Origin of the sequence: Pseudomonas mosselii (assembly GCF_019823065.1) — a bacterium.
GTDB lineage: Bacteria > Pseudomonadota > Gammaproteobacteria > Pseudomonadales > Pseudomonadaceae > Aquipseudomonas > Aquipseudomonas mosselii.
In genome coordinates, this window is record NZ_CP081966.1 from 4,757,251 (window position 1) to 4,773,096 (window position 15,846).

At 56.7% G+C, this 15,846-nt stretch carries 16 protein-coding genes and 3 pseudogenes; 12 read left to right on the forward strand and 7 right to left on the reverse strand.

Going from position 1 to position 15,846, the window contains the following annotated elements; translation table 11 throughout:
* Window positions 1-5: 5 nt before the first annotated feature.
* Entirely contained in the window at window positions 6-413 is a 408-nt protein-coding gene (gene cadR, locus K5H97_RS22025; protein WP_004364961.1) for a Cd(II)/Pb(II)-responsive transcriptional regulator, read from the reverse strand.
* Window positions 414-508: 95 nt separating this feature from the next.
* Between cadR and K5H97_RS22030 the strand changes: the two are divergent.
* Window positions 509-859 (forward strand): annotated as a pseudogene (locus K5H97_RS22030) (cation transporter); the annotation flags it as partial.
* 124 nt (window positions 860-983) lie between these two features.
* Here K5H97_RS22030 and K5H97_RS22035 read toward each other — a convergent pair.
* The gene (locus tag K5H97_RS22035; RefSeq protein ID WP_028692956.1) at window positions 984-1,964 is read right to left on the reverse strand and encodes an IS5-like element ISPa41 family transposase; all 981 of its coding nucleotides are present in this window, start codon (window positions 1,962-1,964) and stop codon (window positions 984-986) included.
* A 64-nt stretch (window positions 1,965-2,028) separates the two neighbouring features.
* Between K5H97_RS22035 and K5H97_RS22040 the strand changes: the two are divergent.
* The 4 genes and pseudogenes from K5H97_RS22040 to K5H97_RS22055 form a co-directional block, all read left to right on the forward strand.
* Window positions 2,029-2,577 (forward strand): annotated as a pseudogene (locus tag K5H97_RS22040) (cation transporter); the annotation flags it as partial.
* Between the two features lie 3 nt (window positions 2,578-2,580).
* Window positions 2,581-3,093 carry a signal peptidase II gene (gene lspA, locus K5H97_RS22045; protein ID WP_004574638.1) on the forward strand — a complete coding sequence of 171 codons (513 nt, stop codon included), beginning with the start codon at window positions 2,581-2,583 and terminating at the stop codon, window positions 3,091-3,093.
* A gap of 21 nt (window positions 3,094-3,114) precedes the next feature.
* Complete coding sequence (locus K5H97_RS22050; RefSeq protein WP_004574636.1) at window positions 3,115-4,404, forward strand: ISL3-like element ISPpu12 family transposase; 1,290 nt, start codon at window positions 3,115-3,117, stop codon at window positions 4,402-4,404.
* 110 nt (window positions 4,405-4,514) lie between these two features.
* Window positions 4,515-4,937 carry a hypothetical protein gene (locus K5H97_RS22055; protein WP_028692955.1) on the forward strand — a complete coding sequence of 141 codons (423 nt, stop codon included), beginning with the start codon at window positions 4,515-4,517 and terminating at the stop codon, window positions 4,935-4,937.
* An 82-nt stretch (window positions 4,938-5,019) separates the two neighbouring features.
* On the opposite strand, the gene K5H97_RS22060 is transcribed toward K5H97_RS22055, so the two are convergent.
* Genes K5H97_RS22060 through K5H97_RS22075 form a run of 4 tightly spaced genes read right to left on the reverse strand, consistent with a single transcriptional unit; the run spans window position 5,020 to window position 8,740 of the window.
* Window positions 5,020-5,982: an SdiA-regulated domain-containing protein gene (locus K5H97_RS22060; protein ID WP_028692954.1), complete on the reverse strand. Its 963-nt coding sequence runs from the start codon at window positions 5,980-5,982 to the stop codon at window positions 5,020-5,022.
* Window positions 5,983-6,027: 45 nt separating this feature from the next.
* A complete protein-coding gene (locus tag K5H97_RS22065) occupies window positions 6,028-6,381 on the reverse strand; it encodes a TraR/DksA family transcriptional regulator (protein WP_028692953.1) in 354 nt (117 codons plus the stop codon).
* 5 nt (window positions 6,382-6,386) lie between these two features.
* A complete protein-coding gene (locus K5H97_RS22070) occupies window positions 6,387-7,238 on the reverse strand; it encodes a universal stress protein (protein WP_028692952.1) in 852 nt (283 codons plus the stop codon).
* Between the two features lie 14 nt (window positions 7,239-7,252).
* Window positions 7,253-8,740: a SulP family inorganic anion transporter gene (locus K5H97_RS22075; protein WP_028692951.1), complete on the reverse strand. Its 1,488-nt coding sequence runs from the start codon at window positions 8,738-8,740 to the stop codon at window positions 7,253-7,255.
* Between the two features lie 448 nt (window positions 8,741-9,188).
* Here K5H97_RS22075 and umuC point away from each other — a divergent pair.
* Together umuC and K5H97_RS30200 are read left to right on the forward strand one after the other, a co-directional pair.
* Window positions 9,189-10,355, forward strand: a pseudogene (gene umuC, locus K5H97_RS22080) (translesion error-prone DNA polymerase V subunit UmuC); the annotation flags it as partial.
* Window positions 10,356-10,488: 133 nt separating this feature from the next.
* Complete coding sequence (locus tag K5H97_RS30200; RefSeq protein ID WP_162175276.1) at window positions 10,489-11,595, forward strand: SEC-C domain-containing protein; 1,107 nt, start codon at window positions 10,489-10,491, stop codon at window positions 11,593-11,595.
* 145 nt (window positions 11,596-11,740) lie between these two features.
* Here the strand turns inward: K5H97_RS30200 and K5H97_RS22090 are convergent, their stop codons facing one another.
* Window positions 11,741-12,721 (reverse strand): IS5-like element ISPa26 family transposase, encoded by a 981-nt coding sequence (locus K5H97_RS22090; protein WP_024086516.1) that lies wholly within the window; start codon window positions 12,719-12,721, stop codon window positions 11,741-11,743.
* A 334-nt stretch (window positions 12,722-13,055) separates the two neighbouring features.
* Between K5H97_RS22090 and K5H97_RS22095 the strand changes: the two genes are divergently transcribed.
* The 5 genes from K5H97_RS22095 to K5H97_RS22115 are packed head-to-tail and all read left to right on the forward strand — an operon-like array spanning window position 13,056 to window position 15,846.
* On the forward strand, window positions 13,056-13,751 hold the full coding sequence (locus K5H97_RS22095; RefSeq protein ID WP_028690565.1) for a hypothetical protein: 696 nt from the start codon (window positions 13,056-13,058) through the stop codon (window positions 13,749-13,751).
* A 10-nt stretch (window positions 13,752-13,761) separates the two neighbouring features.
* Window positions 13,762-14,520 (forward strand): TIGR03759 family integrating conjugative element protein, encoded by a 759-nt coding sequence (locus K5H97_RS22100; RefSeq protein WP_028690566.1) that lies wholly within the window; start codon window positions 13,762-13,764, stop codon window positions 14,518-14,520.
* Window positions 14,505-15,065 (forward strand): lysozyme family protein, encoded by a 561-nt coding sequence (locus tag K5H97_RS22105; RefSeq protein ID WP_023628658.1) that lies wholly within the window; start codon window positions 14,505-14,507, stop codon window positions 15,063-15,065. The genes K5H97_RS22100 and K5H97_RS22105 overlap by 16 nt, the downstream gene beginning before the upstream one ends.
* On the forward strand, window positions 15,062-15,592 hold the full coding sequence (locus K5H97_RS22110) for an integrating conjugative element protein (RefSeq protein ID WP_051555665.1): 531 nt from the start codon (window positions 15,062-15,064) through the stop codon (window positions 15,590-15,592). Before K5H97_RS22105 ends, K5H97_RS22110 begins: the two co-directional genes overlap by 4 nt.
* Window positions 15,593-15,624: 32 nt before the next feature.
* Window positions 15,625-15,846, forward strand: coding sequence for a hypothetical protein (locus K5H97_RS22115; RefSeq protein ID WP_023628660.1), 222 nt, complete (start codon window positions 15,625-15,627; stop codon window positions 15,844-15,846).

A 15,846-nucleotide genomic window follows, 5' to 3' on the forward strand; every position in this document is an offset into this window, starting at 1 on the left:
TTCACCTACTGCTGGTGCATGTTTCCTTCGCTAATTCCAGCAAGAACCCCACACGCCTCAACTTCCCGGTCATCGTTGCAACTCGCTCTCAGTGAAACGAGTTGTTTCTCAAGCGCTTGCAGAGCGGTTATCTGCGACCGCACATGAGAGATGTGATCATCGAGCAAGGCGTTGACGGCGGTACAAGGCTGATGAGGGTCGTCCTGATAGCTCTGTAGTTCGTGAATCTCAGCCAGTGACAGGCCCAGGATTCTGCAGCGACGGATGAAAGCCAGCCCCTCACCATGCTTCTCGGTATAGACACGGTAACCGTTGTCCTGCCGATCAGGCGGCGGCAACAAGCCCTGCTGTTCATAGAAGCGGATCGTCTGTGTTTCGACCCCTACCAACTGCGCCAACTGACCAATGCGCATCAGCCTCCTCCCCAACGGATTCTTTACTCTATTGACCTTATAGTAGCTTTATAGTTTTAAATGGTACCACAACATTGTTCAAGTGGAGTCGTATCATGAGCAAATCCTGTGGTGGCGCCTGTGGCGGTGATGCAACGTCCGCAGCGGATACCGATATACAGGCCTCCTCCGAGGCGCCAGGGAGATGGGTCAGTGTTTATGCCGTGCCGAAGATGGACTGTCCATCAGAAGAACGAATGATTCGCCTAGCCCTGAACGGCTTTGAGGAGATTCGGGCGCTGTCCTTCGACTTGTCGAACCGCCGGCTGAAGGTCGTGCATGACGGCGAGGTCGAGCCCGTCACCTCGAAACTGAAGACCTTGGGGCTAGGCGCCTCGCTTCAGGAAACCGTCGCTGCAAATCCGGAGACCATCAAGGCCGCCGAGTTTTCGGCAGCTTCTGCTAAGGATGCTCCGATCAACTTGTCGTGCAGCCGCGGCAAGTTGCAATTTTCCAGGCACCTACAGCGTCATTGGACGAAAAGTGACCGAAAAATCATGTACGGAGAGCTTTTTCGACCGGTTCTCCGTGTTAAACGCGAACCTCACCCATACCCATGAGCTGTTTTCGAACCCTCCACAGGTTTGCCAGGGCGAACAGCGTGGTCAACTGAGCCGTGTTTTTCATCAGCCCACGAAAACGTACTTTCACGTAACCAAACTGCCGCTTGATCACGCGAAACGGATGCTCGACCTTGGCCCGTGTCTGAGCCTTGCAGAACTCGATCTTGCGCTTGGCTTTGTACAGTACGCTGCGCTGGTTCAGCTTGGAATAGGTGCTGCGACGCGCTGCAATCTGCCAGATCACCCCCCGATTTTCATGCTCTTCGCGCCTTTCGACACCGGTGTAACCGGCATCTGCATACACGGCGTTTTCTTCGCCATGCAGCAGTTCAGCCACCTGCGTGACATCGGCCACATTGGCAGCGGTGCCATGGACGTGATGCACCAGGCCGGACTCGACATCGGCACCGATGTGCGCCTTCATCCCGAAGAAATACTGACCGCCTTTCTTGGTCTGGTGCATCTCGGGATCACGCTTGCCTTCTTTATTTTTGGTCGAGCGGGGGGCATGAATAATGGTGGCATCGACGATGGTGCCTTGGCGCAGCGACAGGCCTTTTTCCTGCAGATAACCATTGATGACCGCAAGGATTGCCGGTGCGAGCTGATGCTTCTCCAGCAAGTGCCGGAAGTTCATGATCGTGGTGTCTTCGGGGATTGGCGCGCTCAGCGTCAGGCGTGCGAACTGGCGCATGGGCGTGATTTCGTAGAGCGCTTCTTCCATGGCCGGGTCGCTCAGGGAGAACCAGTTCTGCAACAGATGGATGCGCAGCATGGTTTCCAGAGGATAGGGTTTTCTACCGCCGCCGGCCTTGGGGTAGAACGGTTCGATCAGCTCCAGCAGGCCTGCCCAGGGCACCACCTGATCCATTTCGGCGAGGAAGCGCTCTCGGCGGGTTTGCTTGCGCTTGCCGGCGTACTCAAAGTCGGAAAAGCTCATCTGGCTCATGGGCGGCTCGGATCAGGTGTTGCGGGGATTCTCGCATAACTGAAGGCTTGTTCGGAGATTCCCTAAGCAAGAATCCGGGACCCTGCGCTGGTTGCTCGGCATCAATGCACTTCTGTTCGTGGTGGAAATGACTGCCGGTCTGATCGCCCAGTCCACCGGCCTGATTGGAGAATCCCTGGACAATTTTGCCGATGCGGCGGTGTACGGGCTTGCCCTTTATGCGGTTGGACATAGCGTGAAAATGCAGGTACGTGCCGCGCATCTTGCTGGTGTACTGCAACTGATCTTGGCTGTGGGCGTGCTCGTAGAGGTGGTGAGACGCTTTGTATTCGGTAGTGAGCCTGAATCGCTGGTGATGATGGCTATCGCATTCGTCGCATTGATTGCCAATACCAGTTGTCTGCTGCTCATATCCAAACATCGGGAAGGCGGGGCGCACATGAAGGCAAGCTGGATATTCTCGGCCAACGACGTGGTGATCAACCTGGGGGTCATCACCGCCGGCGCCCTGGTCGCGTGGACCGGTTCCAATTATCCGGATCTGATTATCGGCACCATCGCGGGGGGCATTGTACTTAACGGTGCCAGACGCATTTTGGCGTTGAAGGGTTAAATAATGCTCATTATTGGCAAAAAGCTCTCGCCGTATGCCCTATTGTCCATATCGGGCCTGCTGGCAGCGTCTGATCAGGCTGTAAAGTGGCTGGTGCAGCAATCAATGGCCTATGGCGAGTATGTTTCGGTGACCCCGTTCTTTAACTGGGTGCACCTATGGAACACCGGTGCCGCATTCAGTCTTTTTGCGAATGGTGGATGCTGGCAGCGCTACTTTTTTATCGGAATCGCGGTAGTGGTCTCGATTTTTCTGATCAAGCTGATCCTTGAAAATCGTCATAAAGGAGAAGCCATCGCTTACAGTCTTATCCTCGGTGGCGCCATGGGCAACCTGATTGACCGGGTCTTTCGCGGCTATGTTGTGGATTCCTTTGATTTCTATTGGCGAGACTGGCATTGGCCGGCCTTCAACCTGGCTGATATTGCAATTGTCCTCGGTGCCTTACTTTTCGTTTCCAGCAGCTTGTTGGGTAAAAAAGCAAACACCAATGCCGAGCCGGATGGATCTGACTGACACCTACGCCTATACAACACCATGACCGAACTTCCCGACAACATCCTTCACCTGCCGCAATACCAAGTACTGGGCTGCAAATCAACCGACGACGAAATGCACTTCCAGGTGGACGTGCCCGATCCCATCGCCTGCGAGGAATGCGGCGTGCAGGGTGAGTTCGTACGGTTCGGCAAGCGTGACGTTCCCTATCGTGATCTGCCCATCCACGGCAAGCGGGTCACTCTCTGGGTGGTCCGCCGCCGATACACCTGCCGGGCCTGCAAGACAACATTCAGGCCCCAGCTACCGGAGATGGTGGACGGATTCCGTATGACACTGCGGCTGCATGAGTACGTGGAGAAGGAATCCTTCAACCACCCCTACACCTTTGTGGCGGCACAGACCGGCCTGGACGAGAAGACGGTGCGCGACATCTTCAACGCCCGCGCCGAGTTCCTGGGGCGCTGGCACCGCTTCGAGACGCCCCGCATCCTGGGCATTGACGAGCTATACCTGAACAAGCGCTACCGCTGCATTCTGACCAACATTGAGGAGCGAACCCTGCTCGACCTGCTGGCCACCCGCCGCCAGGACGTGGTGACCAACTACCTGATGAAGCTGAAAGACCGGCAGAAGGTCGAGATCGTCAGCATGGACATGTGGAACCCCTACCGGGCAGCGGTCAAGGCTGTGCTGCCCCAGGCCCGTATCGTGGTCGATAAGTTCCATGTGGTGCGCATGGCCAACGATGCCCTAGAGAGAGTGCGCAAGGGCCTCAGAAAGGAGCTGAAACCGTCCCAGAGCCGGACTCTCAAGGGAGACCGGAAAATCCTGCTGAAACGCGCTCACGAAGTCTCAGACCGGGAGCGCCTCATCATGGAGACCTGGACAGGCGCGTTCCCGCAACTGCTGGCCGCCTACGAGCACAAGGAGCGCTTCTACGGCATCTGGGACGCCACCACACGGCTCCAGGCAGAAGCCGCCCTGGACGAGTGGATAGCCACCATCCCGAAGGGCCAAAAGGAAGTCTGGAGCGATCTGGTCAGGGCAGTGGGAAACTGGCGCGAAGAGACCATGACCTACTTCGAGACGGACATGCCCGTCACCAACGCTTACACGGAGTCCATCAACCGACTGGCCAAGGACAAGAACCGTGAAGGGCGCGGTTACTCCTTCGAGGTGATGCGGGCACGAATGCTCTACACCACGAAGCACAAGAAGAAGGCACCGACTGCGAAGGTCTCTCCTTTCTACAAGAAAACCATCGGTTACGGACTGCCGGACTTCGCAGAGGAACTCAACTACGGAGTCGATCTATCAACCATCTGAGGGTGGTATCAGATTGATGGGGTGAAGGTGCCCCATCAACCATTAAATCCGTATACCCGTAATTACCAGCCTTGGCCTTTCTCCAGTTGAGGAAATGGAGGAGGCGGCAAATGACTAGACAGGCGGTGGGCCCTGACTCTCCTATTCGCTCCAGGTCGAAGACACTCGCCGCGCTCAACAAGGTCGTCGACGATCTCATTGCTGGTGACGGAAAGCTTTCCATCACATCCGTTGCCCGTGCCGCAGGTGTGACTCCGGGACTCATCCATAACACTTACCCAAGCATAGCGGAAAGGATTCGCAACATCGTTGGCAAGTCGGTGCGAGCCCAGCGAGACTCTAAGCATCAAGCGTTGATGAGCGAGAAAGAAAAGAACAGGGTGCTCCGTGCAGAGAATGATCAGCTTTTAGCGGAGGTAGCTCGGCTGGCTTCGGTTAACCAGCGACTAATATTCGAGATGATTCAGCTGAAGGCGGTTGCCAACGGTAAGGTCACCGCACTCCCTCTGAAACCAGGGCCAACTAGGCCCTGATGGGGAACCCGCAGAATTCGTAAAAATCGCACGCTAACAGTTCAAGCGTCCCGGCCACGCCTGACTGTAGCTTGTTGACTGGTCAGTCTGTCTCGCGGGTAAAGCGATAGAACAAGTTCGGCTCGCTGACCACGTACAAATACCCTTCATCGTCGATGGTTACGCCTTCGGCTTGGGGTATGCCTTTCAGCAAACCAGCAAACCCCCTCGCCAAGGAGCGGAAACTCACCACCTTGCCCTCATCGGTGATTTCAATCAGCAGTTTCGACTCGTCGCTGAGCAATATCAGGTGGCCACTCTGTTGATCGAAGACGACCGAAGACAAGTCAGTGGCAAATACCTTGTCCTTTACCAAGTTGGACAGGTCGCGCACGTGCAGGGAAAAACCTCCTGCCAGGCTGGCACGAAGGCCGCCCACTTCCAGCAATTGGCGAGGGTCACGCTCCTTGGTCACAAACAAGCGATCACCTTTCAGGTCGTAGGCGAGCCCTTCAAGGCCTTTGTTGTCCGCCTTGCCAAGTGCCAAGGTCAGAGCTGGATACTGGTCTCGGCTCAATGAGCGACCGGGAGAAAGCTTACTGCCTTCGGCGAGGGGGACATCCACGATAACAAGGCTCTGCCGGCGCTCCTCGGCGATTACCAGTTGGCCGTTGCCGGCATAGGACACCGCCTCCACATCGTGGAAACCGTCCAGGCTATAGCGCCTTTCCACGTCACCGTCACGACTGAGGGCCAATAGTTCGTTTGGGCCGTTGGTAACCGCCCATAGCAGGTTCAGGTCAGGGTCGAAGGTCAGGCCCGAAAGGTTGTTGTCCACACCGGGAACCGGCTTAGCATCGAGCTCAACCCGATAGTCAGGCAGCCACACAGAGCGCTCCTGCCAATCGTCGGTGTGCCAGTGGGTCTTGATCCAGAAGTACAACCGATCATCAAGGTGATGGGTGCGGACTTGGAATACGGTAAGCAATACAAAGCACAGCAGTGCCCACATCCAGGCACTTGTTTTCTGTGTTCGGCCCAACCAGTTTTTAGCCATCAAATACATTAGAAGCCTCGTTAATTGGGACTGACGTCACGAGCTGTCATGGTTTCAATCCGACTCGGCGCGGCTCGCACAGGTGATGCACAACGGCGTGGCCGGATCGAATTCCAGGCGGCCCGAGGCGATCAACTCGCCGCATTGGTTACACCAGCCATACTCGCCCTCGTGCCAACGCTTGAGGGCCAGCTGGAGGCGGACGCGTTCATGCTGCGCCCGACTGCGGATGGCATCGTTCATCGCTTGCTGCTGGAGTGCGTCCATCCTCGACAGACGCCCTACCTTGCTTTGATCCAACTCCACCGATTGCGAGCGAGACTCAGCGTCTTCCAGCAACCGATCCAGCTCGGCAGCCCGCTGTTCCAGTAGGGTCTTGAAATGGGCAAGATCGAGGGCGTCGTCCATGGCCGTTAGCGCAGCAGCAACAGTGGGCCAGTGGTGGTGCGCAGCATGCTGGTCGTGGTGCTGCCGACCAGAAACTGACGGATGCGCGAATGACCGTAGGCCCCCATCACCAGCAGGTCGATGCCGTGCTCTTTCTGATAGGCGTGCAAGGTAGGCTCTATCTCGCCGTTCAGGGTCTCGGCGCGAACAGTGAATCCGACGTTGAGCAGCACTTTCTGCGCCCAGTCCAGCTGCGCGGACGATTCGTCGTTCACTGGCCCAACCATCACCAGGTGGATCGGCAGCCCCTTCAGCAGGGGGCTGGCCGCCAGCATCTCCACACCCTTGCGGGTAGTAGCGCTGCCATCGAAGGCCAGCATCGCGCTCTCGGGCTTTTGGAAGTTGGCCGGGGTGACCAGGATTGGCCGGTGCATGATACGAATCACGCTCTCCAGCTGGCTTCCGACATGCTGACTCAGACCGCCGCTAGACTCGCCTTGGCGACCGATGACCAATAGGCGCGTTTCGCTTTCCAGCTCTTGCAGGTTTTCCAGCAGATCGCCATGACGTTGCTTGGACTCCGGCGCGGTCACACCATCCGTCATGGCCCGCTCTTTCGCGGCCGTTAACATGATCCGCCCCTGCTCCAGGGCCAACTTACCGCGCTGTTCATCCAGGGAAGCAAGCTCATCGAGCAGATGCTCGCGGCTGCCAAGGCCGATATTGCCACTCAAGTCGGCCGCAACTGGGTACTGGCGCTGATCCAGCACATGCAAGAAGGTCAGCGGGGCTTCCAGGCTCAGACTGGCCCAGGCTGCGTAGTCGCACACAGCTGGAGCCGAGGTGGAACCGTCGATACAGGCAATTACTTGGGTCATCGTTGTTCTCCTTCTCAGTGGCCCATGAGTTGATCAATGGCGTCGGGTTTATCGTGAACTCCGAATCGATCCACGATAGTGGCGCTCGCTTCGTTGAGACCTAACACTTCAACTTCGGTGCCTTCGCGGCGGAACTTGATAACCACCTTGTCCAGGGCAGCAACTGCGGTGATATCCCAGAAGTGGGCGCGATTCAGGTCGATGGTTACCTTGTTCAGGGCTTCTTTGAAGTCGAAGGCCGCGACGAACTTGTCTGCCGAGCTGAAGAACACCTGGCCAGTGACGTTATAGCTACGATGCTCGCCGGATTCGTCCAGCGAAGAACTGATCGCCATGTAATGGCCAACCTTGTTGGCGAAGAACATCGCGGCCAGCAGCACGCCGGCCAACACGCCGAAGGCAAGGTTGTGGGTGGCCACCACGACCACAACGGTGACGACCATGACAATGTTGGTCGACAACGGGTGCTTCTTCAGGTTGCGCAGCGAATCCCAACTGAAGGTGCCGATGGACACCATGATCATCACTGCCACCAGCGCAGCCATCGGGATCTGCTTCAGCCAGTCGCCGAGGAACACCACCATCAGCAGCAGGAATACACCTGCGGCCAGGGAGGACAGACGAGAACGACCGCCGGATTTCACGTTGATGATCGACTGACCAATCATCGCGCAGCCGGCCATACCGCCGATCAGACCCGAAGCAATGTTGGCCACGCCCTGGCCCTTGCACTCGCGGTTCTTGTCGCTGGGGGTGTCGGTCAGGTCGTCGACAATAGTCGCGGTCATCATCGACTCCAGCAGACCGACCACGGCCAGCGCTGCCGAGTAAGGGAAGATGATGGCCAACGTCTCGAACGTCAGCGGCACGTCAGGCCAGAGAAAGATTGGCAGCGTATCCGGCAGTTCCCCCATATCACCGACCGTGCGGATATCCAGCCCAACCGACATGGCGACTGCGGTCAGCACGATGATGCACACCAGTGGCGATGGGATGAGCTTGCCGATCCTGGGGATATAGGGAAATAGGTAGATGATGCCGAGGCCTGCGGCTGTCATGGCGTAGACGTGCCAGGTGACATTGGTCAGCTCGGGCAGCTGAGCCATGAAAATCAGGATCGCCAGTGCATTGACGAAGCCGGTCACCACCGAGCGCGAAACGAAGCGCATCAGCGAGCCGAGCTTCAGGTAGCCAGCACCAATTTGCAACACGCCACACAGCAGCGTGGCGGCCAGCAGATATTCAAGACCATGGTTCTTGACCAGGGTCACCATCAGCAGTGCCATGGCCCCTGTCGCGGCTGAAATCATGCCTGGGCGGCCACCGACAAAGGCGATCACCACGGCGATACAGAATGAGGCGTAGAGACCAACTTTGGGGTCGACGCCCGCAATGATAGAGAAAGCGATGGCTTCAGGGATCAGCGCAAGTGCGACGACGATCCCCGCGAGCACGTCGCCACGGACGTTGGAAAACCACGTTTGTTTGAGTGTTTGTAGCATCAGAATATCCAAAGCAATGCACCGCACGCATGCCAGGAAAATGGCGAGCGCGTCGATACGAATTCAAATTGTGAGGATTATTTTGCTGTGCGCTTTGGGTGTAAGAACCGGGCATACAGCAGTACGCAGCCGCCAGCGAAACTGGCGGAGGCGAGGTTGTTGCGAGGGGGCGTAGCGCTAAGGCGGCGTAGGCTGCCAGTAGAGCGTTTGGAGTACAGTCATGCTGGTGTTCCTGTAGCTCAAGGGGTATGCGGAGCCAAAAGTATACAGTGAAGCTATCGTCGATTGCGATCCGCCGCCCTACTTTGCGAAGCCACGTCTGAAATAGGCTTAGTCGAGGAGTATCGCCATCAGGAACGAAGGAAAATAATCAAAAAAATGTTAGGGAGTTAATTTGCTTATAAATCAATATCTTACACTCAACTAACTGTTAGGGTCATTCAGATACAACGACGGCTGTGTAATCGCCAGGTCATACGACGCCAAGCCGTACGTGAAGATGGGCGAGCCCTATTTCCAGGCCAAGGAGAAGTTGCGGCGGCATGGCATCGTGGCATTTTCGTCCAACTATGCGCTGTATGGCGACATGAGCGAGCGGGTTATGTCGCTGATCGAATCGATGGTGCCTGCGGCCGAGGTCTACTCGATCGATGAATGCTTCGCTGATCTCACTGGCGTGCAGGGGAGTCTGACCCAATTCGGCCGGGAGGTACGCGCCAAGGTGCTGCGCTGCACTGGCATCCCTGTCGGTGTGGGGATCGCCCGAACCAAGACTCTGGCGAAGCTCGCCAACCACACCGCGAAGCGGCTGCAGGCGCATACGGGTGGGGTGGTCGACATCACTGATGATTTCAAGCGCGACTGGGTACTGCGCAACACTGAGGTGAAAGAGGTCTGGGGCATTGGCCGGCGGATGACGGCACACCTCGAGGCGATGGGCATCTGCAGGGCCATGGACCTAGCGAAGGCAGATCCGCGGATGCTGCGTGACAAGTTCAGCGTGGTGGTGGAAAAGACAGCGCGCGAGCTCGCCGGCACGCCGTGCCTCGAACTGGATGAGGCTGATCCGCCGAAGAAGGAGATCTGCTGCAGCCGGATGTTCGGTAAGAAAATGACCGAACTGACACCAATCAAGCAGGCGGTAGCGACCTATGCAGCGCGAGCAGCCGAAAAGCTGCGCGCCCAGGGATCGGTGTGCAAGCGCATGCGAGTGTCGATCCGCACAGGCATGTTCAATCCCAACGAACTGCATTTGGCGAAAGGGGCGCTGGTTGAACTGCCTTACCCCACGAGCGACACTCTATTGCTCACGCGGGCAGCGACTGAGGCTGTGGAGAAGGTCTACCAGGACGGGTACCGCTACAGCAAAGCCGAGGTGCTGCTGCTCGATCTACGGCAACCAGGTGAATTCACTGACGATCTGTTCGCGTCAACGCAGCCAGTTGCCTGCGATCGCCTGATGTCGGTTATGGATGGCATAAACCTTCGGTACGGCAAAGGCACACTGAGGTCTGCCAACGTCCCCCGAAGCCCAGAGTGGGGTATGCGTCGAGAGCTCTTGAGCCAGTCGTTCACAACAAGGTTGGATGAGCTGTGGCGGGTTTACTGTAAGTGAATAACTAGTTAAGGTCTGGGAGAGCACACGCGCATACTTAATTGGCATTGCCAACTGGATAAATTAGCATCCAGTGTATATGCTCTCAAAAAATTCATCACCAACACGGCATACTAGATCAATAAGGAATTCCATGAAACTTCCAGGGCGAAATGAACGTTGCTGGTGCAAATCTGGGAAGAAGTTTAAACACTGCCACCTAGACATTGATCGCCAACCACCTGTAGCAGCACACACTGTCTTGCAAACCCTTGGCTCTTTCAAGAAAAATAAAAAATGTAGCGTACCGCAATCATTGCAGCACGAGTGCTCAGGCGGGATAATAAATGCCCACACCGTCTCAAAAAGCTCATCTCTGAAGGCGATAGCTAGAAACGGGCACGTATTAAAAATATCGATAGAACTAAAAGTTAATATCCCGCCAAAAATAAAATTGAGCGAGGTGGGTATAAATAGCGCCTCGACTTTTACAGGCTTCTGTGCCAGCCATGATAAAAAATTATTCTCAACAATCGAAGACCAACCGTTCAAGCCTGTACCATCACACTGCTTCCTGATTATGTACAGAGGCATTTCCAGAGAGATCTTCAGCAAAGAGTACGCCTCAAAAACCTTTGATTTCATGAGGATCCTAGACAGGGGAAAGAGCCTGGCTGAACAGGTCGTAATCCAGAATGCATCAGCCTTACTCGGGAATAATAACTCCTTAACAACAAGCGACCTAAAACACATAAAATCAAAGCTAGACACTATGTTAGTCACGGGCGACTACAGCGACTTAAACTACGCCGTATTCACACTTGAATCCCCACCACCGATAATGGGAAGTGCTATAGTTGGCCCGACATTCGACTTTGATGGATATGAAGCCCAGAAGATAACAAGCATTCCTGGCGACATGCCGGACTACATGGCCATTAATTCATTCGCTAGTGACGGCAAAGGCTTCATTGTTTTATCCTGGCTTTCAGAACACTCTTTGACCTGCAACAAACTGATAAGACAATTCTTGGACAAGAAACTAACAGCCGACAGCCTGGCGGCCTTTATGGTGTTACTAATAGAGAACTTCTACATTTCACCAAGCTGGTGGGAATCACTGGATAACGGCACACAAGCCCTGATAAAAAATTTGTACTCGCAAGGTGTAGAAACCCACACCGATGGCAACTCGATAAACATCGACCGCCCACTGCACTTCCCTGCAATAATAAATGTATCAATGAACCCCACGCTTTAGGGATGGTCTGAAGTAGCCCCTGTTTTCCGGCTACTTCGCCATCGACACTTTCAAAAAACGGTAGCCGCTCAAATCCCGGTCAAACCTGCCGTCTATTTCAGCCTTTTTTGCCGCTGCAAGCACCTCGCAGCAGTCACTTCACTCTTCACGGACGCACCTCTCCTGCATTGGAGAGCAAATGTCGACGCGCCATCCAAATGTTCGACAGGGCGAACAGCGTCACCATCTGAGCAGTGTTTTTCACCAAGCCTCGGAAGCGCACTTTCGTATAACCAAACTGGCGCTTGATCACCCGAAATGGATGCTCAACCTTGGAGCGAACCTGGGCCTTGGCTCTTTCGATCTTACGTATCGCTTTGTATAACGCGCTGCGGTTACCGTGCTTTTTGTAAGTGCTGCGCCGGGCTGCAATCTGCCAGATGACTTGGCGCCCCTCATGCTCTTCACGCTTCTCTACACCGGTATAGCCCGCATCAGCGCAGACCACGTTCTCACCACCGTGCAGCAGTTTGTCGACTTGGGTTACGTCCGCGACGTTGGCCGCAGTGACCACCACGCTGTGCACAAGCCCGGACTCATCGTCGACACCAATGTGAGCTTTGGCACCGAAGTAATACTGGTTGCCCTTCTTGGTCTGATGCATTTCCGGGTCGCGTTTGCCGTCCTTGTTCTTGGTCGAACTGGGCGCATGAATCAGAGTGGCATCGACGATGGTGCCTTGTCGCAGTGACAAGCCACGGTCGCCCAAATAGCCATTGATCACGCCGAGAATACCGGTGGCCAACTCATGCTTTTCCAGCAGGCGACGGAAGTTGAGGATGGTGGTTTCATCCGGGATTCGCTCCAGGCTCAGACCGGAAAACTGGCGCAGGATCGTCGTCTCGTACAGCGCCTCTTCCATCGCCGGATCGCTGTAACCGAACCAGTTCTGCATTAGATGAATCCGCAGCATCGCCATCAGCGGATAGGCTGGACGGCCCCCTTCGCCCTTTGGGTAATGAGGTTTGATCAGAGCAATCAAACCCTCCCAGGGTACGACCCGATCCATCTCTATCAGGAACAGCTCCTTGCGGGTCTGCTTGCGCTTACCGGCGTACTCGGCATCGGCGAAGGTCATTTGTTTCATCATCGAAAAGCTCGGCGATTGGTGTCCGGGGATTTTGCCAAATCAGGAAGTCTTTTTCAGGATTTCCTTAGATCCAGCCATCATAAACTGAGCAGATGGAACCCGCGGCTGCCAGGACTTTGAAGGATCGGCGTATTCCATGATGCTCATTGTGAGCGCACGAGGGCGGCAGAGGGCGCTGGACTGTACGAGGGGCTTTTCAGTCCCGGCGCTCGCCAACAGAGGGTTTGCCCTTCGACATCGATCGAGAAATTCCACGCCGGCGGGCTAAGTATTTTCTGCTGAATCAGGATCATGGTTGCGCGAGGGTGTACTCGGCTTCGAGAGGACACCCATGAAACTGCCGATCCGAAAACACCTGCCCCTTGCTATGGGCCTGCTCATCCTGGGCGCCATCATCGCGTTCCAGCAGTACCAGCTGTCGACTCTGTCTCGCGCCGTGAATGGAGCAGCAGAAAAAGTCTCGATCGATGCACTCCAGAACAGGGTGAGCGCGATCGACGATCGGCTCGACAATGTGTCAGGCAAACCCCTGGTCACGATGGAAGACTTCCGTATAAGCCAGCAAGCGCTCTCGAGCCGGATCGATGCTGTGCAGGCCACAGCATCGCAGGCCCACGAGGCTGCAGCTGAAGCCACTCGCTCATCCGCGACTGCGGGCGATCTCCTAGTACTGAAAGCCGACCTTGAGTCGCTCGACGGCAAACTGCAGAAAATGAGCAAGCCTCAGGCTCAGGCGACTGCACCAGCCCCCAAAACCTCCTCCAAACCGAAGGCGAAGCCCGCACCGGTTAAAGCCCCACCAATCCCGCAAGATCCTCCGCCCTTTCAGATGGTCGGCCTCGAATACCGAGGCGGAGAGCGTTTCCTGTCTGTTGCCCCCACTGGTAGCACGCGGCTGAGCCAGATCTACCTGATTCGGCCTGGCGAAGTGGTCAGCGGCAGCAACTGGCGCCTCAGGGCTGTAGATGAACGGACCGCAACCTTCGACGCCGGCGGAACAACCCGAACCCTGAGCATCCAGCCATGAGTAAAGCACCATGAATCTACCGATCGTTCGAGCCATCGCCTGCGCCTGCGCGTTTACCGCAATTGGCATTGAGGCCGCGCCGCTTCCTTCCGCCGCTGGAGGGGCCGCCTCCAGTGTTCAACAGCTCACCAGCGAAAGCACCCTGTCCCAGAACAAGCTCGATGATAGAGCCGCGCAGGAGTGGGGACTGACCCCCAAGGAGTACGAACGATATCAAGAGGTAATGCAGGGACCCCGGGGGGTGTATTCGCCAGGGCTTGACCCTCTCACCGCGCTGGGAATCGAGGCCCGATCAGAGAGCGAACGACGCCGGTTCGCCGAGCTGCAGGTCCAAGCAGAGCGCCAACGAGTCGATCGGGAGCTCGCCTACCAGCGAGCCTACGACGAGGCGTACCAGCGCATGTTCCCAGGCATCAAAGCCATTGAGATTTCGACCACCCCTTCGGGCCAGGCCGGATCCGGGAGCGGCCCAGCTCTGGAGGGCAACGGGCGCATGGCACTCTTCGTCAAAGACGACTGCCTACCCTGTATCGACCAGGTCAAACGGCTGCAGGCGTCACAGACGCCGTTTGATCTGTATTTCGTCGGCAGCCAGCAAGACGATGAAAGGATCCGCCGCTGGGCAATTCTCGCGGGTATTGACCCGTCCAGCGTTAAAAGCCGTCTGATCACACTGAATCATGACCAGGGCCGCTGGGTTCGCCTCGGGCTCGGTGGCTCGCTGCCAGCCGCCGTAACACAGGTGAATGGATCATGGCGTCGTCAGTGAGCGGGTGGCGGCTCTACGTTCTGTCGGTGGTTCTGCTCGCCGGCAACGCATGGGGTGTAGAAGATCCGCCAGCAGCTTACAAGGCGATCGGCATCAGACACGGGGTCCCGCCCGTTGTGCTCTATTCGGTGGCACTGCAGGAAAGCGGGACGCGATTGCGCGGGCAGCTTGTGCCGTGGCCCTGGACGTTGAATGTTGCCGGAACCGGCTACCGCTTCGCCACACGAGCAGACGCTTGCCAAGCTCTGATGATAGCGATTGTTAAGGCTGGACCCGCTCGAGTCGACGTGGGGCTGGGACAAACAAATATTCGCTTCAACGGGCATCGCTACCGCTATCCCTGCGAAGGCCTGGATCCATACAAGAACCTGGCGGTGACCGCTCAGATCCTGGCTGAACAAAAGGCTAAGGGTGGAACCTGGATCGATGCTGCGGGGCGGTATCACCGCCCTGCCGGGGGGGCGCCGGCCGCGAAGTACCGTAGCTATTTCACGAAACATCTTAGCCGGGTCACCGGCATCAAATTCGAGGTAGTGACCCCATGACATATCCCCACGCCCGGCGATCACACGCCGTGCAGGCCCTGGCCCTCGCGATCGTGAGCAGCCTGGCTCTGCCCTGCAATGCTGATCAGCAAGCGGTGCTCACCGTGGTGGAGGACCGTGGCGGCTCATCCGCACTGTCCTACTACCAAGACATTGATCCCGAGCCTACGCACACCACCCCAGTTGTGACTGGCGTCCGGGCGGGCGGGGCATTTCCGGTGTCGACTCCAGAACTGAGCCCCGGCCCAGTACATGGACGAGTGATCAACGCAGCAGGTCTGCAGCCGATGTTCATCGTTGGGGATGATCCAACGTCGCAGGCCTGGCTCAAGCAGAAGCTGTCGGCACTTCAAGGCCTGCAGGCAGTAGGCCTTGCTGTGAATGTCAGCAACGCTGCACGACTGCAAGAGATCCGCCGCTGGGCACCTGGGTTGCAGGTGATGCCTGTACCTGCCAGCGATATTGCTGGTCGCCTGGGGCTGCAGCACTACCCGGTGCTGATCACAGCTACAACCCTTCAGCAGTGAGAACCGGGATGCGCCCAACACGACTATCGCCAGTGTTCACACTGATCATCAGCCATCCCCTACACCGGCCCGGCCGGGAGCAAATGATTGAGCAGGTTCGCCATGTGAGCGAGCTGTACGGTGCTCGCTTGACAGGAATCTCCGAGCTCAACGAACACGCATTCGCCCAGCGCCTGGCCGAACGGCTGACACCGGACCAGGTTGAGCAAGCGCGTGCGGAAGTCGACGCCATGACATACACCGCGAGGACCTGA